This window comes from uncultured Sphingomonas sp. (assembly GCF_964250165.1).
In the GTDB taxonomy this organism is placed as follows: domain Bacteria; phylum Pseudomonadota; class Alphaproteobacteria; order Sphingomonadales; family Sphingomonadaceae; genus Sphingomonas.
In genome coordinates, this window is sequence record NZ_CAXUEK010000094.1 from 1 (window position 1) to 8357 (window position 8357).

Annotated in this window: 13 protein-coding genes and 1 tRNA gene; 12 read left to right on the forward strand and 2 right to left on the reverse strand. The window is 69.1% G+C overall.

From position 1 onward, the window contains the following. The 11 genes from ACFE64_RS14000 to ACFE64_RS14050 form a co-directional block, all read left to right on the forward strand. Positions 1-387, forward strand: a 387-nt coding sequence (locus ACFE64_RS14000) for an OmpA family protein (protein WP_375393073.1), incomplete at its 5' end; no start/stop codon positions are given. 365 nt (positions 388-752) lie between these two features. Continuing rightward, positions 753-1208: a hypothetical protein gene (locus ACFE64_RS14005; protein WP_375393074.1), complete on the forward strand. Its 456-nt coding sequence runs from the start codon at positions 753-755 to the stop codon at positions 1206-1208. Continuing rightward, positions 1208-2848 (forward strand): putative Ig domain-containing protein, encoded by a 1641-nt coding sequence (locus ACFE64_RS14010; protein ID WP_375393075.1) that lies wholly within the window; start codon positions 1208-1210, stop codon positions 2846-2848. Before ACFE64_RS14005 ends, ACFE64_RS14010 begins: the two co-directional genes overlap by 1 nt. Before the next feature lie 92 nt (positions 2849-2940). After that, positions 2941-3306 carry a tlde1 domain-containing protein gene (locus tag ACFE64_RS14015; RefSeq protein WP_375393076.1) on the forward strand — a complete coding sequence of 122 codons (366 nt, stop codon included), beginning with the start codon at positions 2941-2943 and terminating at the stop codon, positions 3304-3306. A 217-nt stretch (positions 3307-3523) separates the two neighbouring features. Beyond that, positions 3524-3796: a hypothetical protein gene (locus tag ACFE64_RS14020; RefSeq protein ID WP_375393077.1), complete on the forward strand. Its 273-nt coding sequence runs from the start codon at positions 3524-3526 to the stop codon at positions 3794-3796. Further along, entirely contained in the window at positions 3793-4269 is a 477-nt protein-coding gene (locus ACFE64_RS14025) for a hypothetical protein (RefSeq protein WP_375393078.1), read from the forward strand. Before ACFE64_RS14020 ends, ACFE64_RS14025 begins: the two co-directional genes overlap by 4 nt. After that, a complete protein-coding gene (locus ACFE64_RS14030) occupies positions 4214-4444 on the forward strand; it encodes a hypothetical protein (protein ID WP_375393079.1) in 231 nt (76 codons plus the stop codon). Before ACFE64_RS14025 ends, ACFE64_RS14030 begins: the two co-directional genes overlap by 56 nt. Continuing rightward, positions 4441-4791 (forward strand): helix-turn-helix domain-containing protein, encoded by a 351-nt coding sequence (locus ACFE64_RS14035; RefSeq protein ID WP_375393080.1) that lies wholly within the window; start codon positions 4441-4443, stop codon positions 4789-4791. Before ACFE64_RS14030 ends, ACFE64_RS14035 begins: the two co-directional genes overlap by 4 nt. A 2-nt stretch (positions 4792-4793) precedes the next feature. Beyond that, positions 4794-5084, forward strand: a complete 291-nt coding sequence (locus ACFE64_RS14040; protein WP_375393081.1) for a hypothetical protein — start codon at positions 4794-4796, stop codon at positions 5082-5084. A 633-nt stretch (positions 5085-5717) separates the two neighbouring features. Further along, positions 5718-5803 (forward strand) — tRNA-Tyr (locus tag ACFE64_RS14045). 202 nt (positions 5804-6005) lie between these two features. Further along, entirely contained in the window at positions 6006-6707 is a 702-nt protein-coding gene (locus ACFE64_RS14050; RefSeq protein WP_375393082.1) for a PEPxxWA-CTERM sorting domain-containing protein, read from the forward strand. A gap of 46 nt (positions 6708-6753) precedes the next feature. Here ACFE64_RS14050 and ACFE64_RS14055 read toward each other — a convergent pair whose 3' ends face one another. Together ACFE64_RS14055 and ACFE64_RS14060 are read right to left on the reverse strand one after the other, a co-directional pair. Beyond that, on the reverse strand, positions 6754-7578 hold the full coding sequence (locus ACFE64_RS14055) for an HpcH/HpaI aldolase/citrate lyase family protein (RefSeq protein WP_375393083.1): 825 nt from the start codon (positions 7576-7578) through the stop codon (positions 6754-6756). Further along, positions 7578-8027 (reverse strand): MaoC family dehydratase, encoded by a 450-nt coding sequence (locus ACFE64_RS14060; protein WP_375393084.1) that lies wholly within the window; start codon positions 8025-8027, stop codon positions 7578-7580. Before ACFE64_RS14060 ends, ACFE64_RS14055 begins: the two co-directional genes overlap by 1 nt. A gap of 56 nt (positions 8028-8083) precedes the next feature. Between ACFE64_RS14060 and ACFE64_RS14065 the strand changes: the two genes are divergently transcribed. Beyond that, positions 8084-8357: GTP cyclohydrolase I (locus tag ACFE64_RS14065; RefSeq protein ID WP_375393085.1), on the forward strand; the 274-nt coding region annotated here is incomplete at its 3' end.

Here is an 8357-nt window from a genome sequence, read left to right on the forward strand (position 1 = left end):
CCCCCGCCGCCGCCGCCGCCGCCGCCTCCGCCGGCAGCGACGCCCGGGCCGTTCATCGTGTTCTTCGACTGGAACAAGGCGGATATCACGCCTGAAGCCGCGTCGATCCTCGACAATGCGGCGCAGGCCTACAGCACGACGGGTCAGGCGCAGGTCATGCTGGCCGGCTATACCGACACCTCGGGTTCGGCGAGCTACAATGTCGGCCTGTCGCAGCGGCGCGCCGACGCGGTGAAGTCGTACCTCTCGGGCAAGGGTGTCCCGGGCGGCTCGATCACCACGCAGGCCTTTGGCGAGACGCACCTGCTGGTGCAGACCGCCGACGGTGTGCGCGAGCCGCAGAACCGCCGCGTGGAGATCACCTACGGACCTGGCTCCGGCCAGTAATCCGTACGATCTTCGAAGAGTTGGGGGTCGGCCTGAAAGGGCCGGCCCCTTTTCTTTGGTGCGACCTTGCGGGCATGCGATGCCGGGCGTGTAGCGTCGCGGACGTTCGCCCTTCGAGACAGGGCTTCGACAAGCTCGGCCCCGCCTCAGGATGAGTGGAATGATCCACTGTCGATACATCGGACGCTAGGAACAGCGTCTCGACATCGCCCAATGCTGCCCGAGCGCCCCTCCCTCGGCGCGGAGCCGGCTACCCATTTTAAACGCTTCCTGACGCGAACGCGGCGCACGCGGTGGCCGATGCCCGCAAACGCGTCCAGCCTTCGCGCTGGCTGATCCCGTCCACCCTCTCCCAGGAGACCATGATGAAGAACCTGCTTCGCGCGGGCGCCGCTCTGGCGCTCGCGCTGCGTTCGTGCGCGCCGGCATTCGCGCAGCACGCCATCGTCTCGGCCGCGCCCGCCGGGTTCGCGCCCGAGCAGGCGTGCGTCGCCTGGTCGGGGGGATCGAACGGCGCCGGCGCGCTGATCCCGTGCGGTTCCCCCCAGGAAGGCTTCCAGCTCGCATCGGGCAACGTCGCGAGCCCCGCCGCGACGGTGTTCGGGGGCGACTATATCCTCGACCAGGCCTGCTCGGCCTATGGCAGCCTCCAGCTCCAGCGGCTCGGGCCCGACGGCGCGACCTGGATCACGTCGCTGACCAAGACCGCCGCCGACGGCGCGGCGCCGACCGGCATCACCATCGGCGGCAAGGCGCAGGTGCGGGTGGTGCTGAGCGGCACCGCCGGGTGCGCGGCCACGCTGACGCGGGTGCCGAACTGATGGCGCGCTATCTCGACGGCGCGCTCCGGATCGGCGGCCAGCCCGATCGCCCGCTCCTGATCGCGGGAGCGCCCGTGTCGGCGGCGGTCGGATCGGCCGCCTTGTTCGCGCCGGCGATCTCCGGGGGGACCGCGCCCTACGCGCTGACGCTCGTGTCCGGCGCGCTGCCCGCCGGCCGATCGCTTGCCGGCCTTGCCGTCACCGGTACCTATTCGGCGGCCGGCAGCTTCTCCTACGTGCTGCGCGCGACCGATGCGGCGGGCGCCAATGCGACGCTGCCGGTTGCCGAGACTGTGTCGGCGGCGGCGACGGCGCTGCCCGCGACAGGTGCCATGGTTGCACGCTTCTCGGCGAGCAGCATCCCGGCGCAGCCGGACAATAGCCCGCTCACCAGCTGGACCGACCTCATCAACGGCGTGGTCGCCACGCAGGCCGGCACGGGCGGCCAGCCGAAATACCGCACCAACCGATTGAACGGCAAGCCGAGCGTGCAATTCTCGGGCGCGCAGGCGCTGGTCGCCGTTGCTTCCGGAACGGCCTACGACGCCGCGCTCAAGAGCCAGAACTACACGATCATGATCGTCGGCCAGGCCTTGTCCGCGACCGCCAACGGCATGCTGCTCTCCGCCTCGCAGACCGCGGACAATCGCCTGCTCCTGTACGGCAACGGATCGCGGATCGGCCGCTTCGACGGGGTCGGCAACGCGCTTGCCGTGCCCTCCGCGCCGCTCGGCAGCGGGCTGTTCACGTCGGGCGTGACCTCCACCACGGGACGGACCGGGCTCGTCGCGGGCTTGGAGCGCATCTGGGTGAACGGCGGGTGCGTCGCCGCCAGCCGCTCCAGCGCCGGCCCGGCGAGCAGCGCCGACCTCGGCCTCGGCGGCGCCTCCAACCTCGCGGGCGGCTATTGCGGCGCGTTCGAAGCGTTCGAGTTCGTGATCTACAATCGCGAATTGACACCCGCCGAGGCCGTCCAGTTCGCGAAGTGGGCGTGCGACCAATACGGCCAGCCGTATTTCTACGCCTCGGCGCCGTTCATCTTCGTCGCCGACGGGGACAGCTCGACACAGGGCGCGAACGCCGACGCGGAGGAATATAGCTATCCGAGCATCGCCGCCGCCGCGATGAGCCTGCCTTATGGCGCGTACTTCAACCTCGGCGTGTTCGGCTGCTCGCTCACGCAGATGATCGCCCGCGGGGGCAACGACGTGGACCCGTTGCTCGGCGCGTTTCCCGGCAAGACGGTCAAGCTCGCCGGGCTCGAATGGTACAATTCGGAAAACCTGGGCGAGAACACCGCGACGAACAGCACCAGCTATGTGAATGCGCGCGTCGCGGCGGGGTGGTCGAAGGTCTGCTGGGGAACCTCGGTCACCTTCTCGCAGGGGGTCAATCCGACACTCTACGCGTCCGGCAAGCGCGCGGCGTACAATTCCTATTGGGCGGCCAACGCCGGCCTGGTGACGGCACTCGCGCGCACCGACCTCAACGCCAATGTCGGCGTCGACGGCGCATGCCCGGCCTCCGCCCCCTACGGCACCTATTGGTCGGGCGACGGGCTGCACCCGAGCGGACATGCGGGCGCCAGCGGCTACCGCGAAATCGCGGGCGTGTTCGCGCCGCTCGTGCAGGCGATGTGAGGGCCGTCACCCGGCTGCGTTCGGAACGAACGGAACGCCGGCCCTGATCGACCGCAAACCCCGTTCACCTATTCAACCGGAGAACCGACCCCATGTGGACCTGGAAACAGGCCGCCGGCGAGCTGTGGCGCGCCGGCGGCATCGTCGCGCGCGGCTATAGTGGGCTCAAGCTCGGCAAGAACAATCCCGCCATGGAAGGGGCCAAGGGCGTCGGGCCGATCCCCGAAGGGCGCTGGCGCATCGTCGGCGGGCCTTATCACAGCGGGAATACCGGCCCCTATACGCTGGCGCTCCAGCCCGAGCCGGGCACGAACACGTTCGGGCGGGGCGACTTCCGCATCCACGGCGACAGCATCGCGCATCCGGGCGCGGCATCGCACGGATGCATCATCCTGGCGCGCGCGGTGCGGGAGCAGATCTGGACGAGCGGCGAGCGCGAGTTCGAGATCGTCGCATGATCCCGCGTAAAAGACGGCCCGCTGCGTTAGCCTATGCGCCACGGGTCGCCGCCCAGAGCCCCCACCACCGGGCGCCACGCTCATGACAGACGTGCGCGCGCTTGGGAATGGAAATTGATGGTTAACGGCAGATGCGCCGCCGCGCCCGACGCGCCGCCGCCGCCGCGCGCGCAGCCGCCCGACGTCCACTTCATTCGCGAACAGGAGCACATCCGTCATGGCTGATACCCACGCGCCGGCGGCCGCCGATCCGCCGCCCGCAATCGGCTCGCTCTACCGCGCGACGCTGGGCATGATCGCGGTGCTTGGCGGCCTGCTGATCATCGCCGGCCTGTTCTTCGTGCGCGTGCCGGAGAGCAACAAGGAGCCGCTGATGATCGCGCTGGGCATCGTGCTCGGCTGGGGCGGCGCGGTCGTCACGTTCGAGTTCGGCGCGTCGGCGACCGGGCGCAAGGCGGCCGAGCAGGCGATCGACGCGGTGACGCGATGAGCGCGCTCAGTGCAGCCGGGAGGGTGGTCGAGACGGCGGTGCCGGGGCTGCGCGGCGCCAAGCTGGCGGTCCACGCCATCCTTGCCGCGCTCGCGCTGGCGCTGGTCGCCTTCGCCGGCTGGTGGCTGATCGGCCGCCCGCGCGCGGCACACGTCGCCGCCGCCACCGCGCGCGTCCAGGCGGCGACCGCGACCGCCACCTCCGGCGCCGCGCAGGACGCGCTCAAGCTGCGCATCCAGGTCGACCAGCAGCACGTCGCGATCGACCGCATCACCGAAGGGAACGCCCATGCCATCCAGTCCGCGCCGGGCGCCGCCATGGCGCTCGATCCTGCTCTCGATCGCGCCGGCCGCTTTGCTCTCTGCATGCGCGGCGCCTATCGCGCTGACCCAGGCTGCCTTGCCCTGCGGGGAGATGGTGGACGCGGCGGGTCTGCTGGAGCCGACGCCGGGAGCGGCACTCCCCAGCGATAGCAGCGCGGGCGGCTGGATCGCGTTCGGCGATCGCCAGACCGGGCAGCTCGACAAGGCCAATGCCGACAAGGCGGGCGTGCGCGGCATCCTCGGCACCTGCGCGAAGGCGGCCGCCGCCGCACGACCGCGCCCGTGGTGGCAGTTCTGGCGGCCGCCGGCGGGCCTCCCGCGATGAGCTGCCCCCATTGTGGCGCGCCGTCGGAGAAGACGGTGACGCGCGGGCGCTGGGTCGTGCAGACCGATCCCCCGCAGATCTTCTACGACGGCGCGCCGCTTCGCCTCTGGCCGATGCACCACCGCATCCTGACGCTGCTGATCCGCTTCGGGCGCATAAGCCACCGCGCGCTGGAGGCGCTGTCCGACGTGGCCGAGACGCCGGTTCATAAGGTGCACATCACCCTCATCCGCCAAAAGCTTCCGGCCGGCGTATCGATCCAGTGCGTCTATGGCTGGGGCTACGAGCTGCGCGAGGCTGGTGCGCCGGCCGATGCAGCGCCAGCCAGCCGCGCGAGTTCGTCCTGAAAGTGCCGGCGATCATGCTCAAATGTGAGAAGGAGCGGATCGAACACACCCCGCCGAACCTCTGCGCTCGCTTGCGGTTCCGCTTGGTCGAGGCGATCGATTTCGGCGGAGCAGCGCTCAAGTCCATTCGTGCAAACGATCGCGCGCACGCTGATCGCCGTCCGCTTGTCGATCGCCTTCTCGTCGCGCTCCATCTCGCCGATGAAGCCGAGCGTCAGCTCCAGCTCCGCGCCGAGTGGCTTGGGTCATACCTGCCGCTTTTCGCAGCGCTCGAAGTTCTAAGCCTTGCATGATGGGGCTCCTGAGATTAGTTATGCAGCTGGAGCCGGTCCGCTTCTCATGGCGATTCCCGGTCCCGTAGGTTAGAAGAAGAGCCAGATCGCTACGCTGATCTTCTCCAGATCAACCGAATGGATATGCCGAATGTTGGCGTTTTCCTTTCGGTTCCTCGGTCGGGCTGCAATCCCGCCGACCAGAGATTTGTAGGCTGGAGCCGACATTCATCAAGGAAATGTTGGCTCCAGCCTATTGTTCATGCCGGCTATTCTCCCGCTCCGGCCGGTGCTTCAATGAAATAGAGACACGTACGCCAGCCTGAGAGGCGAGCGGGGTGCCGGGTTGCCGCCCAGCACCGACGGAAGTGTAGCGCACGGTCACGCGCGGCTGCCCTAACCGCAAACCACGGGGTTTTTACAGGTCGCTGCTAAGCTATTGACTTGAAAGGCAGGTACTTAGCGGATTTTACACCGGCAGCTGCGCAAATCGGTCAGTTCCGGCAGCTTGGAAGGCTACCGCCCTGCCATTGAGCCATACTCCCTTGGTTCGCCGCCCATGCCGTTGGCGGGCGGCGCGGGTCAACGGCTTCGCGCGCCACGTTGACAGCCCCGTGGTGCTTCGCCATGGACGCCGCTCCGCGGCGCGCCGCTGGACAGGTGGCCGAGTGGTTAAAGGCAGCAGACTGTAAATCTGCCCGTGAAAGCGTACGCTGGTTCGAATCCAGCCCTGTCCACCAATCTTCATCCTGAAGACCCTCGCGAGACCGCACGCGATGCCGCGCCGGTCGATGCCGTCGATCGCCGGAACGCAGATCAAAGCGCGACGTTGTGGCGAAATGGGAGCCTTCGGACGGGGTCCGTTCAGAATGGGCTAACTTTTTAGCTTTAGCCAAGGCCTTAGCAAGGGATCGCCTGCCGATTCGTTAGTGGGGACATGCGATGAGGACGCTGTTGTTCGGCCTTTCATGTTCGGCGTTCGCAATGGGCGCCTCGTGCGCACACGCCGCGACGATCGTTCAAACCACTCTGGCATCGAGTGCCCCGCACGGCGGGATCGTCATCGGCACCTTCAACGGCTTCGACCCGCTGCTCGGAGCATTGACCAACGTCAGCCTAGACGTACAATATACCACGCGCATCGGCGTCTCCACCAACTATATCGGCCCAGGCTCCACCCGATACACGTTGAACTATACCGTTGATAATCTGCGGAACGCGGTCACCCTGATGCCGTCGAGCATCGGAAGTCCGCTGGGAGGCGCGACCTTCACCTCCACCGAGCCCAAAACGGTGACCGGCTCCATACGCGCAATGCCCGGCGATTACGTCCTTCCCGACATCGTATGGCAGGATCATTATCAGATCGATCCGTCGCTGATCCCCAACTTCGTCGGATCCGGCACGTTGCTGGCGTCAGGATCGCAGAGCTACGCCATGTCGGGCCTGATCGATCCCGTCCCGGGGTTCAGCAGCGTGTCGAGCCCGTCCGCCTTCCTGTCGGACAGCCTGACGCTGACCTACACCTACGCGCCGGCCGATGCGGTGCCTGAGCCGGCGTCGTGGGCGATGATGGTCGGCGGCTTCGGCATCATCGGCGGAATGCTGCGCGCGCGCCGGCGGCGCGGGGCGTTGCGCGTCTGATCGATCGTCGGCGGCCGAGCGGACCGACTTCGGCCGCGCGCGGCGGCTAGACCAGCGCCAGCACGCGGCGCGCCTGCGCGAGGTGCGGCGCGTCTACCATGCGCCCGTCGATCGACAGCACGCCCGCGTCGGGCGCGGCGGCGAACGCGTCGACCACCGCGCGGGCGTGCGCCACCTCGGTGTCGGTGGGGGTGAAGGCGCGGTTGATCACCGCCACCTGATCGGGGTGGATCGCCATCATTCCCGAAAAGCCGTCCCGCCGCCCGCGCGCGGCATAAGCGGCCAGGCCGGCGGCGTCGCGGAAGGCGGGGAAGACCGTCTCGATCGCCGCCACCCCCGCCGCGTGCGCCGCGAACAAGGCGAGCGCGCGCGCGGTCTCGATGGGAGGGGTATAGCGCCCGTCTGCCTCGCGCGCGGCGGTGGCGCCGATCGCGGCGGGCAGGTCCTCCGCCCCCCAGGTCAGCCCGAGCAGCCGCGCGCCGACCTCGCCATAGGAGCCGAGCGCGAAGATCGCCGCGGGGGTCTCGGTCGCGATCGGCAGAATCGGCAGATCGGTGTGCGCCGCCAGCGCGCGCACGCTCGCCGCGCCCTCGGCCTTGGGCAGCACGATGCCGTCGGGGCGCGCGGGCAGGATCGCCGCCAGATCGTCTTCGGCCAGGCCCCCGCCGAGCGGGTTGATCCGCACCAGCAGCGCCGGCCCCCGCGCCGCGCCGCGCAGGAACGCCGCCACCGCCGCGCGCGCCTCGGCCTTGCGCGCGGGGGCCACCGAATCCTCGAGGTCGAGGATCAGCGCGTCGGCGCCAGCCCCAAGCGCCTTCTCCATCCGCTCGGGCCGATCGCCCGGCACGAACAGCAAAGAGCGCAGCCGCATCATCCGCCCCCGCCGATCAGCGCCATGCGCAGGCACGAGCACACCGTCTCGTCGCGCTGGTTGGTCGCGGTGTGCGCGAAGGTGACGATGCCCGCGCCGGGGCGCGATCCGCTCGGCCTGAGCGCCGCCACCTCGCTCGCGACGCGCAGCGTGTCGCCGATGAACACGGGGCTGGGCATCACCACTTTGTCGTAGCCGAGATTGGCGACGAGCACGCCAAGCGTGGTCTCGCCCACCGAGATGCCGACCATCAGCGCGAAGGTGAAGGTGCCGTTGACCAGGATCCGGCCGAACTCGGATGCACGCGCGGCCTCGGCATCGAGGTGCAGCGGCTGCGGATTGTGCGTCATCGTGGAGAAGAGCAGATTGTCGGTCTCGGTCACCGTGCGGCGGATCGGATGCTCGATCCGCTCGCCCAGCTGCCACTCGCCGAACCATTTCCCCGCCATGCGCCCCGCCTCTCCGCCCGGTTGCCCGCCGCCGCGCCCGAGCCTAACACGCCGCCATGACCGGAACCACCGATCCCGCGCCGTCGCCGGCCGCGCCGCGCGTGCCCGATGACGTGGCCGACGCGATCCGCACGCTGATCCGCTGGGCGGGCGACGATCCCGCGCGCGAGGGGCTGCTCGACACGCCCGGACGTGTCGCGCGCGCGTGGAAGGAATATTGCCGGGGCTATCTCGAGGATCCGGCGCACCATCTCAGCCGCACCTTCGACGAGGTGGGCGGCTATGACGAGATCGTGCTGCTCAAGGACATCCCGTTCCAGTCGCATTGCG

Bases quoted from the DNA above. Each gene is read 5' to 3' on its own strand.
- ACFE64_RS14005 (WP_375393074.1), top strand. From the start codon at position 753: ATGAAGAACCTGCTTCGCGCGGGCGCCGCTCTGGCGCTCGCGCTGCGT.
- ACFE64_RS14010 (WP_375393075.1), top strand. From the start codon at position 1,208: ATGGCGCGCTATCTCGACGGCGCGCTCCGGATCGGCGGCCAGCCCGAT.
- ACFE64_RS14015 (WP_375393076.1), top strand. From the start codon at position 2,941: ATGTGGACCTGGAAACAGGCCGCCGGCGAGCTGTGGCGCGCCGGCGGC.
- ACFE64_RS14020 (WP_375393077.1), top strand. From the start codon at position 3,524: ATGGCTGATACCCACGCGCCGGCGGCCGCCGATCCGCCGCCCGCAATC.
- ACFE64_RS14025 (WP_375393078.1), top strand. From the start codon at position 3,793: ATGAGCGCGCTCAGTGCAGCCGGGAGGGTGGTCGAGACGGCGGTGCCG.
- ACFE64_RS14035 (WP_375393080.1), top strand. From the start codon at position 4,441: ATGAGCTGCCCCCATTGTGGCGCGCCGTCGGAGAAGACGGTGACGCGC.
- ACFE64_RS14050 (WP_375393082.1), top strand. From the start codon at position 6,006: ATGAGGACGCTGTTGTTCGGCCTTTCATGTTCGGCGTTCGCAATGGGC.
- ACFE64_RS14055 (WP_375393083.1), bottom strand. From the start codon at position 7,578: ATGCGGCTGCGCTCTTTGCTGTTCGTGCCGGGCGATCGGCCCGAGCGG.
- ACFE64_RS14060 (WP_375393084.1), bottom strand. From the start codon at position 8,027: ATGGCGGGGAAATGGTTCGGCGAGTGGCAGCTGGGCGAGCGGATCGAG.